Source organism: Clostridium sp. AM27-31LB, assembly GCF_003480745.1.
Taxonomy (GTDB): domain Bacteria; phylum Bacillota; class Clostridia; order Lachnospirales; family Lachnospiraceae; genus Butyribacter; species Butyribacter intestini.
The window spans coordinates 312,894-331,521 of the sequence record NZ_QUJS01000003.1 but is presented as its reverse complement, the minus strand read 5'-3'; the positions used below and the strand labels follow the sequence as shown (position 1 = coordinate 331,521).

Annotated in this window: 22 protein-coding genes and 1 riboswitch; of the genes, 3 read left to right on the top strand and 19 right to left on the bottom strand. The window is 36.6% G+C overall.

Annotated elements, in window-relative coordinates:
* Positions 1 to 1,149: 1,149 nt before the first annotated feature.
* On the bottom strand, positions 1,150 to 1,779 hold the full coding sequence (gene upp, locus DW721_RS07170; RefSeq protein ID WP_118745308.1) for a uracil phosphoribosyltransferase: 630 nt from the start codon (positions 1,777 to 1,779) through the stop codon (positions 1,150 to 1,152).
* A 134-nt stretch (positions 1,780 to 1,913) separates the two neighbouring features.
* Between upp and DW721_RS16675 the strand changes: the two genes are divergently transcribed.
* From DW721_RS16675 to DW721_RS07155, 3 genes are all read left to right on the top strand, one after another.
* On the top strand, positions 1,914 to 2,216 hold the full coding sequence (locus DW721_RS16675; protein WP_022014457.1) for a hypothetical protein: 303 nt from the start codon (positions 1,914 to 1,916) through the stop codon (positions 2,214 to 2,216).
* On the top strand, positions 2,206 to 2,391 hold the full coding sequence (locus tag DW721_RS07160; protein ID WP_118745307.1) for a hypothetical protein: 186 nt from the start codon (positions 2,206 to 2,208) through the stop codon (positions 2,389 to 2,391). Before DW721_RS16675 ends, DW721_RS07160 begins: the two co-directional genes overlap by 11 nt.
* 145 nt (positions 2,392 to 2,536) lie before the next feature.
* A complete protein-coding gene (locus DW721_RS07155; protein ID WP_118745306.1) occupies positions 2,537 to 4,168 on the top strand; it encodes a recombinase family protein in 1,632 nt (543 codons plus the stop codon).
* A gap of 122 nt (positions 4,169 to 4,290) precedes the next feature.
* On the opposite strand, the gene DW721_RS07150 is transcribed toward DW721_RS07155, so the two are convergent.
* The 18 genes from DW721_RS07150 to DW721_RS07060 all read right to left on the bottom strand — a co-directional run bounded on the left by DW721_RS07150 (position 4,291) and on the right by DW721_RS07060 (position 18,613).
* Positions 4,291 to 4,719, bottom strand: coding sequence for an SseB family protein (locus tag DW721_RS07150; protein WP_118745305.1), 429 nt, complete (start codon positions 4,717 to 4,719; stop codon positions 4,291 to 4,293).
* Complete coding sequence (locus DW721_RS07145) at positions 4,709 to 4,921, bottom strand: hypothetical protein (RefSeq protein WP_118745304.1); 213 nt, start codon at positions 4,919 to 4,921, stop codon at positions 4,709 to 4,711. Before DW721_RS07145 ends, DW721_RS07150 begins: the two co-directional genes overlap by 11 nt.
* Positions 4,897 to 5,325, bottom strand: a complete 429-nt coding sequence (locus DW721_RS07140; RefSeq protein WP_022014462.1) for a DUF3592 domain-containing protein — start codon at positions 5,323 to 5,325, stop codon at positions 4,897 to 4,899. The genes DW721_RS07145 and DW721_RS07140 overlap by 25 nt, the downstream gene beginning before the upstream one ends.
* A gap of 283 nt (positions 5,326 to 5,608) precedes the next feature.
* Entirely contained in the window at positions 5,609 to 6,244 is a 636-nt protein-coding gene (locus DW721_RS07135; RefSeq protein WP_118745303.1) for an ECF transporter S component, read from the bottom strand.
* 185 nt (positions 6,245 to 6,429) lie between these two features.
* Positions 6,430 to 6,552, bottom strand: a riboswitch (FMN riboswitch).
* 215 nt (positions 6,553 to 6,767) lie between these two features.
* The gene (locus DW721_RS07130; protein WP_347560359.1) at positions 6,768 to 7,061 is read right to left on the bottom strand and encodes a hypothetical protein; all 294 of its coding nucleotides are present in this window, start codon (positions 7,059 to 7,061) and stop codon (positions 6,768 to 6,770) included.
* Positions 7,062 to 7,285: 224 nt separating this feature from the next.
* Positions 7,286 to 7,855 (bottom strand): N-acetylmuramoyl-L-alanine amidase, encoded by a 570-nt coding sequence (locus DW721_RS07125; RefSeq protein ID WP_118745302.1) that lies wholly within the window; start codon positions 7,853 to 7,855, stop codon positions 7,286 to 7,288.
* Entirely contained in the window at positions 7,848 to 8,363 is a 516-nt protein-coding gene (locus DW721_RS07120; RefSeq protein ID WP_118745301.1) for a phage holin family protein, read from the bottom strand. Before DW721_RS07120 ends, DW721_RS07125 begins: the two co-directional genes overlap by 8 nt.
* 175 nt (positions 8,364 to 8,538) lie before the next feature.
* Positions 8,539 to 8,898 (bottom strand): hypothetical protein, encoded by a 360-nt coding sequence (locus tag DW721_RS07115; protein WP_118745300.1) that lies wholly within the window; start codon positions 8,896 to 8,898, stop codon positions 8,539 to 8,541.
* A 45-nt stretch (positions 8,899 to 8,943) separates the two neighbouring features.
* Positions 8,944 to 10,254 (bottom strand): hypothetical protein, encoded by a 1,311-nt coding sequence (locus DW721_RS07110; RefSeq protein ID WP_118745299.1) that lies wholly within the window; start codon positions 10,252 to 10,254, stop codon positions 8,944 to 8,946.
* A gap of 2 nt (positions 10,255 to 10,256) precedes the next feature.
* A complete protein-coding gene (locus DW721_RS07105; protein WP_118745298.1) occupies positions 10,257 to 10,799 on the bottom strand; it encodes a putative phage tail protein in 543 nt (180 codons plus the stop codon).
* Positions 10,796 to 12,013, bottom strand: coding sequence for a baseplate J/gp47 family protein (locus tag DW721_RS07100; RefSeq protein WP_118745297.1), 1,218 nt, complete (start codon positions 12,011 to 12,013; stop codon positions 10,796 to 10,798). The genes DW721_RS07105 and DW721_RS07100 overlap by 4 nt, the downstream gene beginning before the upstream one ends.
* Entirely contained in the window at positions 12,013 to 12,444 is a 432-nt protein-coding gene (locus DW721_RS07095; RefSeq protein ID WP_118745296.1) for a DUF2634 domain-containing protein, read from the bottom strand. The genes DW721_RS07100 and DW721_RS07095 overlap by 1 nt, the downstream gene beginning before the upstream one ends.
* Positions 12,434 to 12,760 carry a DUF2577 domain-containing protein gene (locus DW721_RS07090; RefSeq protein ID WP_147355387.1) on the bottom strand — a complete coding sequence of 109 codons (327 nt, stop codon included), beginning with the start codon at positions 12,758 to 12,760 and terminating at the stop codon, positions 12,434 to 12,436. The genes DW721_RS07095 and DW721_RS07090 overlap by 11 nt, the downstream gene beginning before the upstream one ends.
* Positions 12,753 to 14,279: a CHAP domain-containing protein gene (locus DW721_RS07085; protein WP_118745294.1), complete on the bottom strand. Its 1,527-nt coding sequence runs from the start codon at positions 14,277 to 14,279 to the stop codon at positions 12,753 to 12,755. Before DW721_RS07085 ends, DW721_RS07090 begins: the two co-directional genes overlap by 8 nt.
* A gap of 8 nt (positions 14,280 to 14,287) precedes the next feature.
* Entirely contained in the window at positions 14,288 to 15,076 is a 789-nt protein-coding gene (locus tag DW721_RS07080; RefSeq protein ID WP_118745293.1) for a LysM peptidoglycan-binding domain-containing protein, read from the bottom strand.
* A complete protein-coding gene (locus DW721_RS07075) occupies positions 15,076 to 17,442 on the bottom strand; it encodes a tape measure protein (RefSeq protein WP_118745292.1) in 2,367 nt (788 codons plus the stop codon). Before DW721_RS07075 ends, DW721_RS07080 begins: the two co-directional genes overlap by 1 nt.
* Before the next feature lie 189 nt (positions 17,443 to 17,631).
* Positions 17,632 to 18,063, bottom strand: a complete 432-nt coding sequence (locus tag DW721_RS07065) for a hypothetical protein (RefSeq protein WP_118745290.1) — start codon at positions 18,061 to 18,063, stop codon at positions 17,632 to 17,634.
* Positions 18,064 to 18,115: 52 nt separating this feature from the next.
* Positions 18,116 to 18,613 (bottom strand): phage tail tube protein, encoded by a 498-nt coding sequence (locus DW721_RS07060; RefSeq protein WP_182436253.1) that lies wholly within the window; start codon positions 18,611 to 18,613, stop codon positions 18,116 to 18,118.
* Positions 18,614 to 18,628: the final 15 nt, after the last annotated feature.

Genomic DNA, 18,628 nt, shown 5'->3' with positions numbered 1-18,628 from the left:
CTCATGTTTAAGTTTTGACCTGTCCAAGTAAAACTTGGCATAGACAAAATTTTAATAAACTTTGCCATTAGAAGTTGTTTCACAACTTCGCGTCTGAATTTCATCAAGAAATCCGATTTACCTCGCGTGTTCTTATCTGCATGTGTTAGATAAGAACTTTGAAAATTTATTTTAGAATTTTCAGGGTTGTTTTACTGTTCAATTATCAAGGTTCCAGGTCTTTATCCGACCTTTTTTACACTGACATTTCTTTATCAGTGTTACTGACTTGCTGTTTGCGTCAGCGATATATATCTTATCACTTTTGCTTTAGCTTGTCAAGAACTTTTTTATTTTATTTTTTGAAGTCTTTCAAAAAATAAAATCTTGGAAATCTTTTTGACTTCCTGCTTTCGCACCAACAAGAAACTTTATGCTTTCACGCTTTGTTTCTTATCGCTTTTTGCGACAGCGATATGTATCTTACAACATCTTTTCGATATTGTCAAGAACTTTTTTATTTTATTTTTTGAAGTCTTTCAAAAAATAAAATCTTGGAAATCTTTTTGACTTCCTGCTTTCGCACCAACAAGAAACTTTATGCTTTCACGCTTTGTTTCTTATCGCTTTTTGCGACAGCGATATGTATCTTACAACATCTTTTCGATATTGTCAAGAACTTTTTTTCATTTAATTTCATCATTTTCAAACGAAACCAAATTACTTTTCGTTGTGCAATCTCTCAATCACGACAACGGATAAAATTTTATCACATATTCGGCATCATGTCAAGAACTTTTTTTCATTATGAAAATTAAATTCTTTTGAATTGTTCCAACCAAATATGCTATATACTAAATCTTCACTATTGCACAAGCTCTCACTTTCCAGCCGTCTTTGTGCGACAGCGAAAACTATACTATCACACTGAGATATCAATGTCAAGCATTATTCCTATTTTTTTACAATCACATTTTTCTTTTTCACTTTGCAAAAAAAACATCGTAACAGTTCAGTTTTCCATTTCTTACATTCGTAAGCTGTCAACCGCTGCAATGCAGCTTTCGTTTACATCATTTCATAAATGAATGGCTATTTTATCATAAAAAGATAACCAGCAATACAATGAGTTGCTCATGTATTTCTGATTATCTTTTTATGGCTGAACTGTTACCTGGTGCCAAAAATCCTATCACCTGCATCACCTAGTCCAGGACATATATATGCATCTTCGTTAAGCTCTCTGTCAAGGTGTCCAACATATATCTGCACATCAGGATGTGACCTATGCAATACTCTTACTCCCTCCGGAGCTGCTATAATACATAAAAACTTTATGTTTTTACCGCCATGTTGTTTTATGAAATTAATGGCTGCTATTGCTGAACCACCTGTTGCAAGCATAGGGTCCACCACTACTATCTGTCTTTCTTCTATAATATCAGGAAGTTTGCAATAATATTCTTCCGGCTGATGTGTTTCTTCATTTCTGCACAGACCTATATGACCTATTTTTGCTGTTGGCACTAATGCTGTTATACCCCCGACCATTCCAAGTCCCGCACGTAATATAGGAACTACTGCAAGCTTTCTACCTGAAAGCATTGGCGTTTTACAGGTTTCTATCGGTGTCTTTACTTCAACATTCTCTGTCGGAAGGTCATTGAGTGCTTCGTAACCCATAAGCATCGCTATTTCCTCCACTAACGCTCTAAATTCGTTTGTTCCCGTTGTTTCATCCCTTAATCTCGAAATTTTATGCTGTAATAAAGGATGTTCTAAAATCTTTACATTTTCCATACTTACCTCATTTTAATAATTATATATTACTTTTTATGCTATTTTAACATCATTTAAGCGTTCCGTAAACAAACAACGCATATTATTTTATTAAATTCATACAAATATAAAAAACAATTCTTCAGGAGGCCGTTTTGAATCTAAAAATGTTTTTTAACGAAAAAAATTCATCTGACACTCAAAACACATCCTCACTATATTGCTTTATTAAAACGGGAATATATATTCTGTCAACAGTATGTATTGCCAGCATTGCCATAGCATTTGTAATGTCAGGCACACAAAAAAGCACATCAAGACAAGCCATGTCATCGACAATTTCAAAAAAGAAGCTTCCTATCTACTGTGTAGATACCGACAAACCCAAAATAGCACTCTCATTTGATGCTGCATGGGGGAATATTATATTGATGAAGGAGCAGATTTATGAAAATTGAAAATGATAAGCTCATTGTTATTCGTGAATACAAAGGACTTTATTCATCAGAAAACCTGTTAAAAAAAATAATACATTTTGAACTTGAATCTTATAGAGATTCTAAACTTTCATTAGACAAAATCCCCAATGCTGAAATCTGTAGCAGAAATACATATTTTATCCCTAAAAAATGAACCACTGACCGTGTACTTATTTAAGCATTTGCAAAACTATTATAATCTGCTATTAAATTGTTATATTTGAACAATTAGCACACCACAATATATCATTATTTTCACAATTACACAAAATCAAAACAATCAGACAGGAGTGAACACAATGCCAGATAATGCAAACTGCTGCTGGGCACTATATATACGGCTCAGCCATGAGGACGGCGACAAAGCCGAAAGTCTCAGCGTCTCAAATCAAAAACTAAAACTTACTGAATATATAAAAAAACTCGATAATAACTCAATTCAAAAGTTTTATATCGATGATGGTTTTAGTGGAACCACTTTTGACAGACCCGGTTTCAAAAAACTTTTATACGATATAGAACATGGTCTAATCAAAGGAATACTTGTTAAAGACTTATCGAGACTCGGACGAAATAGTCCTAAAACAAGCTATTTTATACACGATTACTTTCCAGCACATAAAATAAGATTTATTGCCATTGATGACAATATAGATAAAAATTTTTTTGATATTGACACATCAAATGACATGATAATAGATATAAAAAATCTATTCAATGGTTTTTATCCACGTGATATAAGCAGCAAAGTCCGTTCAACCTTCAGAGCTAAACAAAAGGCAGGACATTTTATCGGTGCATTTGCGTGTTATGGATACAAAAAATCCCTAACCGACCACAATAAACTTATTATTGATCCTGTTGCTGCCGATATCGTAAAAAAAATCTTTTCCATGTATCTTTCCGGAAAAGGTCAAAATACAATAGCTAAAATCCTTAATTCAGACAATATCCCCTGCCCTTCCGAATATAAAAAAATGCAGGGACTTAATTATAAAAATTCAAACAGATTAACTTCCACTACCTACTGGACATACAGCAGCATAAGAAGTATCTTAAAAAACGAAATATACACTGGCTGTATGGTTCAGAACAAATCTTTCCGTATGATGTGCAGTAAGTCAGCTTCACCACTTCCACACGAAAAATGGATAATAGTACCTGATACACACGAAGCGATAATTGATAAAAAGACATTTGATATTGTTCAGAGTATGCTTTCAAATAATGTAAGACAAATGAAAACTTCTTCACATACACATATCCTTGCTGGTCTGTTAAAATGCGGTGACTGCGGGCGTGCCATGGTCAAGATAAAAAATAAAGATAAAATATTTTTTGTATGCGGGAGCTACAACAGATATGGTACTGATAAGTGTAGTTCTCACAAAATAAGTGAATCAACAATTTTAAATATAATATCAGATGATTTTAACAATATACTAAAGAACACTGAAAATTTTAAACAATTATTAAAAAATGAACCTGCTTATGCCGTAAAAACATCTGATAATTCCGAAAACAATAACTATATCTTAAACAGGCTCAGACAACTCAATCACAAAAAAATGCAATTTTTAGAAAATCTAAACGAAAACCTTATAACGCACGATGAATTTGAAACTTTTGTCAGCCGATGTAACGAGCAGATTTATAAGCTGCAAGAGTATCTTACTCCTCATAATGCTTATCCTAAACTGTCTGCTCCCTGTAAAATTCATTCCGTCGACTCTAATACTCCACAACCGTGCAATCGCAAAACAGACAAACAAATATATCCTAAGTCACTTCCGGATATAATATATGAAATCATAAAGAAAAACAGGATAACTATACCTGACAGAATAGTCGTCACTCAGATGGTATCCTGTATATACATTTATAAAAATAACAGTTTAAAAATCATATATAACTTTGATAACGACAGTTAAAAACTTTCAATTAATAAAGCTGATATGACTTTGATGACAACAGGTAAAAAAGTGTGTATAATTTTAATAACAACTATTACAAAGCTAAGTTTTCTATCTGCATCCACACATATGCGGTAAACTTAGCTGTTTTCATTTCCAAGAATTATACTGATAAGTTTTTTATCAAGCATTATTGTACGATTCCATGGGTTTAATATAATTCCTGATATTTCACCAACTTCAAGTGCCGATTTAAAAAGCTGTTCTATATCTGTTAAAAATGTAGATTTAACTTCATTACCGCCTTTAAGCTCCTCATCAAAGCTTGTGAACGCACTCCACCACTTTAATCCGTCTGGAGACTGTACCACACCAATATTTATTTTTTCAGATGATATATACGGCTCTACCGCAATTATAAACTGCCCGCCTTTTCTCATCTGTTTTCTTATGACTGTAAGGGTATGTGCCAGCATTTCCTGTGTGCACTCTCCCTGAAGCAGCTTTATTGCCTCCTCGATTTTTTCATTACCTAAAAGACTTTCATCAATTTTTTTTTCATCTTGCATAATAACCCTCATTTCTGTGCACTTTTTTGCATAATGTGAAAAATCTTGCATAAGCGATTAACCCGTCTGCTTTGCCTTTCTTTGTACTTCCACACGCTGTCAAAACTACCGCCATCAATATAAATCCAAGAATGAACTTAACCGTTTTTTTCTCTCTGATTAATATTGCTTCTTTGTTTAATATTTTGCTGCAAAATAACATATTACGGCTCCAAATACACTTATGACCGCAAATCCTATACCTATTGATATAAGCCACACCCATGTCGGTATTGATTCATGCACTATAAAAAAATCTGACGGATCATTTGCATTGAATTTTATCTGAACTTTATCACCCTTTTTCCAGATGTCTCTTGCATAACCTATCTTAGACTCCTCCTGCACTATGTGATTTCCGTCAAAAAAAGCAAAAGTCGGATAATAATTACAACTTTCACCACTTACACTTATCCTTCTTACTTTTTCAACTGTTCCTGATGCGGCTTCCGTACAATCTACTCTCTTGCGTTCAAGTTCTCTCTTAGACCTTACCGCCAGATAAATAAGAACAATAGCTGCAACAAAAAAAGCCACCATCAATACTATTCCTGTTAATAAATCCATAACTTACCAATCCTCATTTTATTTTTCATATTTTTTTACAGTATACAACTTAGACCTTTAAAAATCAAATGAGCCTTTTGGGGTATTTTTTATTCTGCGTAAATCTCTGCTATTTCCAAAAATAATCTAAGAAAGAGCACAACCAGCGTTTTGCTCCTGGTGTCACACTATTTTACAAGCATTTTCATATAACATTAAAAATACCGATTTTCTAACATTAGACCTATACTCTAATCTTTGAAAATCGGTATTGCAAAAATAATTTTTCTACATAATGCAGTTTTTAATCTTCAATACGCATCATAGGTGCCAGTGGCAGATATAACAGCCACGCAATAACAACACTTATTAATCCCTTTAACATAGTAAATGGAACATTGAATACTACAAGTGCCTGTAAAATGCTGTGCACTCCCGGAAAAATTGCCTGATATGCTTTCAGTATCACATCCTTTGGCATAAAATTATAATAAATAGGATATACGAAGAAATAGTTTGACACAATGCTTAAAAGCGACATAGCTACCGTTCCTGTAACCGAAGCTATCACTGCTCCTTTTTTGTCACTTTTCTTTTTATAGATAAGACCTGCCGGTATCACAAATGCACAGCCTAATATAAAATTTGAAATCTCACCGACAAACATCGTATTAGTTGCAAATGAATGAAGTACATTTTTTACAAGACATATAAACACTCCGCAAAGCGGACCATATATAAAACTTCCAAATAATGCCGGGAGATCTGATATATCAAGTTTTATAAATCCCGGCATAAACGGTACCGGTATCTCCATATACATAAGAATGACTGCAATAGCAGCAAGCATAGCCGTAAGCGTCATTTTTTTAATATTTCCTCTTTTTTCTGTTTTCTTTGAATCATTTGTAAATTGTAATGTCTTTCCTGCTGATGCCATGTTTCCTCTTCCTTTCTTTAATACGATCAAATAAATAATAACTTTACCATATTATTATCTGATCTTTATGCAGAAAATTCTTTGAGGTGCCTGCTATTGCACTATACGGATTTTAAAATCAAAAAGCCCTGAAATACGATAATCCCAGGGCATGACATTTCAAATCATAATATAACAAAACAAGCCAAAATCTTCTCTCATCCAGACTATACTGTTGGTATCGGAGTTTCACCGATTCGGTCGATATTGATAATCGATTCGCGGACTATACCGCCAGTGGGGAATCACACCCCGCCCTGAAGAATTTTCTTTAATTTACTTTCATATGATAGCACATACTTCTATTATGTGCAAGGGTATTTTCTAGTGTACTGGCATGTTGCTATTTAGTTAAATGACACAGAATGAATTTTTCATTCTGCAAGGCGGAAGAATGAGCCGTAGCGGGCTACGGCAATTGATGAAAACGCAGCAGATGAAAATTCAGGCAAGTTATTTAGCTAAATATGAATAGGTCAGCACACTAGCTTTGTTCAAAAGCTGTCTGTTTCGGAGCAGCAGTATTATTTATACTGTGCTGGCGTCCCTCCGTGTCCATTTCATAATTTTTAGTATAGATAAGTTCGGACATTTTTACAAACTCAAATCCTTTCTCTTTTAAGCTATCAATAAGTTTTGGAAGTGCCTTAGCCGTATATTTTGCTCCATTGTGGCAGAGTATTATTGAACCTTTTCCTAAGTGTTTGTGATTTAGTACGGTTGTAAGGATTGAATCAACACCATAATTTTTCCAGTCTAAGCTATCAACATTAGACACAGTATGAAGTACAGTTTTTAATTCGTATATTGCAAACAAATTTTACATATGATATAATGTCGTCAGACAAAACAATAGAATAAGTCCGTATCGGACAACAAAACAAAAATCCCGAAAGTGTACCAGACTTTCGGGATTTTCTATTCCTCTTTTGGTATGGCAAGGCTTAACACCATAGGTCAGTTACCTACTATCTGCTGTTCTACAATTTTATACATTCAAACTCAATGCACCTTATTATAATTAAGAATCGCCTGCACTATAGCTTTTGCTACGGCATCTCTGTTCTTCTTGTAAAGTTTTGCATCGTCTGGATCCGATACAAAACACACCTCAATGAGCAAGGCAGGTTTTGCAGTCTTATTTAAAACCCATAATCCCGATGTTGTTTTCACACCTCTGTTTCTAAAACCAATCTTAGAAAGCTGATTGCATATTCTCTTTGCTAAATCTCCTTTGACACCAGATGTATCTCTCACCCAGACTTCCGTTCCTGTTGTTTTACCATCCTGCACTTTCTGATGAACTGCTGAGTTGAAATGAATTGAGATGTCAATATCTCTTGTTTTGGAATTGCATTTTTCACAAATCTTTCTGAGCACATCTGTCTGACTGGTTCCATTGTTTACTGTACAGTCATATGCCTTGATACCATTCTTTTTCAAAAGTCTTATTACCTTTTTGGTAATAATTCTATCCTCTCTGCTCTCGTCAATATAGTCAGATGCTCCACAAGCTATCTTACCCTGTGGATTGTGTCCTCCGTGTACCGTTACTGCTTTTATCTTACTCATAATCTTTTTCCTCACTTTCCTCTTTATCCTTTAATATGTCTGCTTTTTCCTCAACTGTACCCTTAAGCACTGCTATTATCTTTGTCAGAAATCCGGGTACGGCAACACCCATTCGCCCGGCATTTTCTGTAATACTCAGACATTCATTTAAAATAAACCATGCTGTCACAAGCGTTGAAAAAAATGTGTTCATAGGTAGATGAATATCTAAATATCCGGATAATTCATAGATAAGAAAGTCAACTATCATTGCCGTAAAAATCACCAATATGTAGCCAACTTTCTTAAAAATGCCTATCATTCCTTTTTTGCTGTTCCATCCATACTTTTTGTTGTTTGGATGCTCAACAGCTTCTTTTGCACTTGCCGCCATACCCGCGGCAAAATCGATAATCATTGCAACAGTGACCGCAAAAAGCAGCCAGCCAAGCAATCCACATTCTGAGGATATTGCTGCAATGACAGTTGATAACCCTAACTGTGTTGCATAAATCTGTATTTTATCCATTTCTTTGTCCTTTCCTGCCCTTTTTAGGCATAAAAAAAGAAGCTTTTACGCTTCACTATGCTGTTCGATATATTTTTTTACTTTTTCTCTTAATTTCGCCGGAACTTCGTCAATACGATTCAAATCGTATGCAATTCTCTCAGACCAAAATTTCACCATATCGTCCACCCCCTTTCTATTCACTATAAATAACCTCTGACATCTCAGCAATGGCATCATTCTGAGTAGTCTGCCCTGCTTCAATGGCTGCAAGACGCACATCTATATTGCTGAGCTGACGGATGTTAAATGTTGCAACAAATATATTTTCTTTCTCTGCATATGTTACACTCTCAAAGGTATAATTTTGATATTCACCTATCACACTACTTTCTTCTTCATCATTTACATATGCAAAAGATGATAAATTCTCGTCTGTAAGTTTTTTACGGAAATCTTCAATTTCCTCAGCTGAGATAAACTCAGCTACTATTGATGTTGATGTGCAAGCATCTGTTACCGTAAGTTCTGTGTTGTCTTTTAATTTGATTTTCATAATAGTCATTCCTTTCTTTATATAAAATCAATATAGAGTTAAATACTATTTGCAATGGTAAAAAAATGCAGCATAAGCATTAAATTCATTGCATGGCGGAGCATATATGCATATGTTTTGTCCGGATACATATCCATACGATAATACTATATTTCCGGTTGTACCATCCCAAGCACTAACGGGGAATCTATATTTATCAGTATCTATGGTATGAGCATTGTCGTTAAGTATAACTAGACTTGTTGGTTCATTTACACGAGCTATATTATAATTAAAACTCACAAACATCATTTTTGTAATTGAATTATAAAATGCCATAATGTTTTGTGTTCCGCTAGCAACATTTGTAAATTTGAAAGGTGTTAAAGCATTATTTAACGCAGTGATACTGTTATCAACGCTCTCGGCGAAACTACCCGCCACACTTTTATTCAACTGCCTTGCATCAAGTGCATATCCCTCTCTTGTTGTAACAAGGTTGTTTGCTATATTTGATTTATCGAATTTAGAATTCAATATTTCTTCAACACTTTGTAAAGTCCCTGTATTAGTCCATGCCTGTGCACCTCTATCTGTATATCTTGTCATAATATAAGTGTTACCTGTTTTCACATCAAGATAATGAGAACCCGTATTAGCCCCATTAACTGACGACGGTTCTTCTATTCCATACAATGTATAAAGATGACTTCTAACCCATTTTTGTGCCATTCTTTTTAACATTTCTTCATAAACTACTTGATTTTGCACAGGATTTGAACTATATGAATTTAGTTCATTATCAACAATAGTTTTATTCGCTCCATCTTCTATCCCATCCAGCTTCTTTTTATCCGCCGCTGTTATATGAGAAACTTTATCCTCCGTATGCTCTCTAAAAGCAGTCTCTATATCCTCTACCTGCATTATCGTGGGAACTGCTGCCGGATTTACATTGACTGTTATATATTCACTGTCCTCTACCGTCACATTTATACGATAGGATACTCCTGACAATGTTTTTCCATCATATGCAGGCATATAATCCGGATTTTCTCTCGATATACTGATACCATATAATATTTCATTTTCTGAGCTGTCCTTTACATAAACACCCAGAGTTCTTACATAATATGCCTCCGGTATTTGTTCGTTGTTTATTGCGGCTAATATTTCCACTGTCTTTCCATCTGTTCTTGATATTTTGGCTATTATAGCCGTCTGTTTTACGCTTTGCAATTCGCTTATATTTTGCAGCTCAATACCGCTATAATCATAGTCACTTACCGCTATCTTTGTAAATGTCATTGACTCTGTTTCTGAAATAACTTTTGACATAAGCTGTTTGCCCTGTTCTGTTATCACTATGTTTTCCATTATCACACCGCCTTTCCTATTGTTCTCATTCTTGTATAAGTAACATTTCCGCCTATACTCTCTTTTCCTGATATATCATGTGCCGCTTTATTATCTGTTCTCAAATATATATTTACCGGTATCAGCCTGTCTAACATTATCTCAAATTCTTTTACCTGCCCCGGTTTAAATAAATTTGTGGTAATAAACAATTCATAATCTTTAAGATTTCCGCTTATATCGAAATTGTTTACTCCGCAAAATATATTTAATCGACGCAGCAATACTTTATATGTATATGGTACCGTGTCATTCCACCTGTTTAATACTCTTGTTTTACGCAGTTCTAATGTGTCACTGTCTGACGGATTTATTCCCAGCATATTTTCATACTTTTTTATTCCGTACCCGTCGCAGCTTTCAATAAAGGCATTATCAAGAACTTCCGACATTTTCTTATCGGCAATGTCTGTCTCCTTGTTCTCACTTTTCATTATTTCCTGCATTTCAGGAAACTGTTTTATAAACGGTGGAAGATATTCTATCAGCCTTTTTTTCTCTATCATATATTTACATCACCTCTTATCGGTATCTCGTCATATTCAAGAATTATGTTTTCAGATGAACCATTAAGTTTTACCTCTTCAACATCCAAAATCCCGTCAATCATCAACATTCTTGATTCTATCTGGCTAAGTCGTACCGTCAGATTTTCAGTTTCAGACCATGTCTTTGCAAGTTCAGAAAAATATGCATCGATACTATCTTTTATGTTGCTTTCTAATCCCGTATATGTAAAACCCTCTTTATATACAAGATTTAGCAATATGTCTATCCTGTGTCCCTGTACTCCTTTAACATTTACAACATGGCCAATCGGTGCTATCCCGTCACCCTCTCCTGAAATTTCAGGATCTAATGCTGTCTGTACTGTATTTACCAGAACATCTGACGGTACACTAAATTCTGATGTTATGATTATTACTTTTACTGTTCCACCTATTGTAAGAAGTTTTTCTTTCGCAGCACCATATACATTTTTTAACCATGAATAAACATCTTTCCCAAGTGTACTCTCTGACTGGCTTTCATACCACGATGTTACATTTTCACCCGGTATCATGTCGGCAGGCTTGCAGCCGCCGCTCCATGCCCTGATGACTTTACAGCCGCCTACACCTGCAATATCGTTTATCTTTTCTTTATAGTCCGCTTTATTTCCTCCAAAGGCTATCTGATTAAATGACGAGAAATACCTTTCTCTGAATACTTCCACATCCTCCTCATCTTCTCCTGGAATAAGTATCCGTGTAAGCGTGGCACTCTCCATATCATTTAGATTTTCTTTTGTCTCTAAAGGTATGAGCCCGCCTAACTGCTGGTTTCCCGCACTGCCTGCCGTCTCACATATAAGCCTGTAAAGACCCTGCGTGGCATCTATAACAGAAGCAACGGTATAATTAAATTCTCCCAGAGCAAAACGGTCATTTACGGCTATCTGCGTATCTGACGGCACTACTAAAAGCTCACACTCCGCATTGGTCTCCTCTTTCGGATAAATACCTCTTTCTGCGGCCCTCTTTATCAGGTAATAATAAGATGCCGTGTCAGCAAACACTTCATCCATAACCACATCAAGTGCAACATACATATTTGCAAGTTCAAGTGCCGCCGGTGCTATTGCATCATAGATTACCGAGCCCTCTCTCTTGTCAAGTTCATCACTCACATTTTCAAGCATACGCTCCATAAGCGTATCAAAATCATTTTCTTCAAACATTATAATTCCACCTCACTTTCTATAGGTATCTGCTCGTTTTGTGCCGTGACCGCCGTAAATGTTATATAAATGGTTTTCTTATCAACTATTGCCGCCCCGAAATCTTCCACTGATTCTATTCTGTCATCCGCCGTGACCGCCTCAGTAACTCTCTGTTCTATCTCACTAAGTACATACAACATTGATTTTCCGATAAGGTCATTAAGCTCTATGCCGTAGTCCCACGAATATATTTCATAAGCGTATCTTTCCGTATTTAAGATCTTAAGAATTGCCTGTTTTACCGCCGCTTCATCATCCGTCTTTCCGAGAAACCCTGACTTGTCATCCGTCAGATACATTGCATATGTCTTTGATGGTTCTTCATATTCTTCAAAATCATAATCCTGTTCCTCGTCGACTTCCTCGTCATATTCATTATTAGGTATCATCTGCCACCATCCTGTCTACTACAATGTATTCCTGTCCGCCTGCCTTGCGAAACATCAAAACACTATCACCCTCCTTTAATGAATTGTAGATTTTTACATTTTTCTTTGCCACTCCCTCGCCTACTTCCTGCACATAGTCAGTTACATTCCGTGTCTTTACCAGAAAATCATCTTCTATTACAAGGGAATTTGATACTTTAATCTTAAGCGGGTCTGTTCCTATTACATTTCCAACAATATAATCACACGGTCTTGATGCTTTCACAGCTTCAACCGCCATCTGTTTTATAAGCTGTACAATACTTGAATTAGCCACTGACAAAACCACCTCCCGATACAACAAGATCCATAGTGTACTGTCTGTTGTTAAACTTGTGTGTTACCTTTTCGACAAGCATATAATTTGATACTTTCATGTCGCCAAGCTCCAGCATAACCGGAACAAGCGAACCTGCACGCACATTCGTATTTCCTATGACACCGCTTATACTCAAAGTCTTTTGCTTTTTATTGTATATTTTCAACAGTACCGCCGATTTCTGTTTTCCAAGTTTGGGTGTGTTAATCTTTTCTACATATTGCAAAACACCCCACCTGTTTATGCTCTTACTGTTCTTTGTAACATACAGGTCATAAGTACCTTTCTTTTTCTTATTGTCCTTGTTCTCATAAATAAGTTTTATCTGGTTATATACATCCGAGTCTATACTTGTCTGATATGAAAATTCTTCACCGGTTTCCTTGTCGATAAGACAGCCATTTACTTTCATGTCGGAAATCTTTTTTAAACGGAGCTTTCCGACCTCATCAAACAAAACATAAACCATTCCGGTGCTTAGCACGGTATCATCAAGACTGTTCTGTATAATATCAAAAAGCGTTGTGTTATCCTCAATAGCTGACATTCTATAGCCTGTATTCGCAAGTTTTCCACAATTCATATTAAAACGCTTTGCTATAATGTTGATAACTTCATCCGCCCTCTTTTTCTTATATATGAGAGTTTCTTTATTTTTCAGATACCTCAACTGATCATATACGGTAAATGTAACAAAGCCGTCTTTTTTAAATGACCTTGTAAATATAAATCCATAGAAGATCTTTTTCTTATCCACGGTAACAAGCACACTGTTTCCCTCAACTATCTTATATTTTTTCTTATACTTAGTTTCAAAGGTCAGCTTGCCGGGTGTCCCACTTCTCTCCCATGTAATACTTGCACCCTCCAAAGCAGGTATATCATATCTCTTGTTTCCATTCACTACAGTAATAGTCACTATACCCTCAGGAAGCTTTGTTGTTTCCTTTATATCGGCACTTATCTTTTTCTGCGTCGTTTCTTTCTCTTTCAAGATTTTTTTCAGACCAGCCAGTTCTTTTTTACTACTCTTAGTTTTTTTCGTCGTAGTTTTTGTTGGATATTTAGGTACACCATATCCTGTTATCGTTGCATTTGAAAGTGGATATGTCCGCCTTGCAACCTTGTCCGAGGTATTTCCCTCAATGGTATGTAATGTACTTCCAGAAACTTTTTCAACAATCCCGACATGACTTCTGTTTGTCTTGAAATATACTATATCTCCACGCTTTGGTGTATATCTGCCTTTGTATCTGAACAATCCTTTTTTCTTAAACCATGCCATTCCGGCAGAGGTTGACGCTGTCTTTGGCACTATCGAAACTGACACCCCGGCTTTATATGCACACCATGAAACAAACATATGGCACCATGCAGCTCCATTCATGCCATACCACGCTCCATACTTTGTGCGATTGTTCCCCTGTTCCTTATATCCAAGCTCGCCAATCGCAACATCTACTATATCTTTCGCCATAACACACCTCACTTTGGCAGTTTCAAAACCGTACCTTTATACAGATACAATCCGTTAGACGATGACTTTCTGCCATGCTTTTTCGCCGCCTGTTCAATCCTGCTTTTATTGAGTTTATATATCTCTTTCCGCCTTGATGAACTGCCGAGCTGTTTTTTCGCTATATTGAGCAAAGTATCACCTTTTTTTACTTTGTAGGTTTTTGCCGCACTTTTAGAGTTTTTTCTTGTTTTCTTTTTTGACGCTTTCTTTGATGATTTTTTAACCACAAGTTTTTTTATTCCCCACTGGCGGTATTCTTTCATTGTAAGTTTTACGGCAATATCAAGCCCATAACTCTCGACATCTTCCATTATCTCGTAATCTTCGATTGTTACATACTTAAAGACTGTCTCCAAATTAGTTGCAATCTCATAATAATGTTTTCTCCTGTCTTTAATAATTTCCGTTACATGAATCCCTGTTCCGTTTATAATCCCAAGCTGACCGTCATACAAATCTACATTTTTAACCAATTTAAAACTTACCGGCTTATTGCTTTTTTTCCATTCTTCAAGTTTTCCCAGAAAATACTCCGCATTCTGAAATACATCTTTTTCATATTGAGCAAAAGGATATTTCTGAAATACCGGCAATATCAATTCGTCTATTGTTATTTCCGTCAGACCCGGGGTCTTTATAAGATTGACTTCACCCTCGTTAATAAGGGTGATAGTCTTATTGTTATTGCCAATCTTATATGATATTTTTCCGGGTGTTACAGGAAACAGCACATCTTCTATATACATTGAATACATTATATATGCACTCCTTCCGCTGCTGAAATCATCTGTTCTTCCATTGTCTTTCTAAGGTGCTCTGTCACACCGTCAAGGTCGAGTTCTTTGCTTATTTTGTTGTGATTTGTCTGATGCACTGTTATCTTTGCCGTAGTAAAACGGTTTATGTATTTCTGTGCCGCCATATCACGGATATATTTCAAGTCCTCACTTGTTGCCGTAAGTGCCTGTGCCGACTTTGCCGTATTCTTTGCCGTGCCTGCCGTGTTTTTCGCAGTTGCGGCGGTATTTGCAGCAGTAGCCTGATTCAGATTAGTTCCCTGAGTTTTTCTTAAAGTTTTCTCATAATCATTTTTATTCATATCCGTTGCAGCTTTTTTGCCACTAAACATATTTTTGACTTTGTTTGTCACTCCGTCACCAAATGATGAACCTGATTTGTAGGCTTCACCATAATTTTTTCTTTTAATCATATATTTTGATGGGTCAACTGGCTTAAAATATACTTCCTGTTTTCCAACAATCCCATCAACATAATTACTAAACTGATTTCTAACCCCAGATATTCCATCTGATAAATCTGTTCCTATAAGTGCATCTATAGTTTGAGCAACTGACTGGGCAACAGACATAATCGTATCAAGCAGGTCACAAAAGAGTTTTGCAACAGCTCCTACGGGGTTACGAAAAACATTTCCTAAAAAGTTAGCAAGTTTAGCAATTAAATTCCAAAGTTCAATCAACAATGAAATAATAGTGTTGACAACTCCTATGATAAGATTTTCTACAACTGATACTACAACTTTCAGACTGCCACATATAACACCAAATGTACTTTTAGCAACTCCACCTGTTCGAGCTATTTTAGCTGCAACCAATACAAGCACTCCTATAAGAGCAATAATCAAGAGTATGATCCATGTTAGCGGACAAGATAATAATGCAGTATTTAGTCCAAGTTGTGCGGCTGTTTCTTCTGTTTTTGCTGCTACCGCTATCCTTGTTGCGGCTGTTGCGGCTGTTGTTGCGGCTGTTTCTGCCGTTGTTGCGGCTACCACTGTCCCTGTTGCAGCCGCTTTTGCGTATTCTGCCACGCACATTGCCATCTTTATACCTGTCGATACAAGTTCTACTGCTTTTACTACACCCATGATTGCAGCATATGCCGCCAATGCCGCCGCAACACCATATACTATCGGACTGATCGTTGACCAGTTATTTATTACAGATGATGCACAATTTGCTATCCAGCCTGCCACCGGAGCAAGCAGGGTTATTGTCCCTGATGCAATATTTCCTACATTGTTAAGCACTGTTTCAGCCGTACTGCCAAGACTTTTTATGCCGTCTAATATCGTTCCAAAGCCGGCATTTGACAGTCCCTCATTTACACCATCTATCACACTGATAAGACCTCTTGTTACTGCTGCCTTAGCATTTGCTATGGAAGTTGCCCATGTATCACCTGCTTTTTTTGCGGCACCTGATATATTAAGCACACCATTTGTTCCGTTTTCAAAAGCACCTGATACCGTGTTGATAAAGTCCTGTGCGGATATTGTTCCCTTTGATAGATTTGACTGCACTACGGAAGATGATTGTCCTGTTGCTTTTGCATATATTCCTACAGCATCTATTCCTCTGTCTGTCAATCGGTCAAGCTGGTCCATCTCAACTTTTCCTTTTGTCATCATCTTTCCTAATGCGTCCGTCACCTCACGCAGAGAATCATTTGTCCCGTCGCCATAAAAAGCAACGGCATCCGACCATGCCTTTACCTGGTTTACGGCATCACCTGTTCCCATTCCTCTTGTAACAAAATTCTGAACAGAACTTGCAGCGGTATCAAGGCCATAGGCTGTACCTTTTGTCATATCCTTAAGTTTTGCAAGTGATGCCGTGGCAACATCTGAACTTCCTGTAATCGCTGTCATTGTTCTGCTATAGTTACTCATGGTATCCATTCTGTTTATAGCTGCGTCCATCTGACCTTTAACCGCACCTATAGCTGATTTGACTATTGATAATCCCGCTAAAGCTCCTACAAGTGACTTTGCACCTGATACTCCGCCCTGCATACTTTGATTAAAGTTTTGCTGGCTTCTCGTATTTTGTTCGATTGCATCACCGACACGGCTTGTCTGTTCTGTCATTGCCGCCGGAACTGCCGTCTGGGATAATTCCTCTCTCAATCCCTGTGCTGCCGTTGTCGCCTGATGCAATTCACTTCTGATATTCTCATAGGCAGACGCATCCACATCTGTATTCATTGTATTGTTCAATGTTTCCATCTGCGACACAGCCATGTTCACTGAATTGATAATATTCATAAGCGGTGCACTAAATCTGTCTACAAGCTGTATTCCTGCCTGTATTGAAGCCATATCATCACCTGCCTCTCGCCTTTCTCTCAGCCTTTTTTTCTTCTTCCTTTTCTGCTTCAATAACAATATTTATCGAAGCTATAATAAAACTTTTTTCACTTTCTTCCATCTCAATCCATTCTGACGGTCTGATTTTAAGTTTATGAAGGGCATAATGAGCGTATGCGGCTTCATTATCCCCTCCGTTTATTAGTTTTTTGCCTCTTCCACCTTGTCATCCAATGAATCAGAAAAGCCCTGGAAATCCTGAACCCATGTGCATAAATCCTGATATTCTCCCGGATCATCCACCATTTCATATACAAGGTCCTCAGGTTTCTTTACCCCGTAGCTGTCCTGAAGTTCTTTGTTATAAAGATCTGGTGTTACCGTAGAAGCAACTATCATACTTACAAGATACTTTGATGTATTAAGTTTAGGACGATACATATTCGGCTTACCCTTTACCTGAACATCTATTGTGCAGTCATCACGAATCGACTCATTAAGTTTTGAACTGATATGCTTAAATTCCCAGCGGAGTGGCTTTCCATCACTACCAAGCATTGACTTAGTCGGTGCGTACTCCTCATTTTTCTTCTGAATCTTGTTATTTTTCATAAATCTGCTTAAGTTTGACATATTTTTATTTCCTTTCTTTTATAAATTTATTTTGTTCTACAGCTTCTTTTCATTATTCCGACATTAAAAATCCGGTTAATTCAGCAAACTTCTTAGGAATACTAAAGTCCTCAAATGTAAAATCCATATCCTCGTCAAGATACTCTCCGTCAGCATCAAATTTTGCAAGTACACCACCATCTATATTGCATCCTGTCAGCACGATCTCCTGTCGTCCTGCCGCTGAACCTTTGTCCTCATTGACTATAGTCATATCGAAATATGTATCCAAGCCTGATTCCTTATAGTTGTACATCATCTCACGGAAAACAGATGTATTGTAATGGAAAGTTGCCTTACCGGTACCCTCCCATCCGGTTGCCTTATTTCCTTTTCCCGTCTGACCGAGAATAGGAATCTTACTCTTTGTCTTTGTAAATGTCACTTCAACATTTAATGCCTGCATAAAGTTATATCTTCTATCGCCTATAGTGATATAACACTCGGCAAGAGGTGCCGCTACCGTATCTTTTGCAAGCATAACAACATTTTTCTTTGTCTCTTCTGGCATCTGAATATCCCCCTT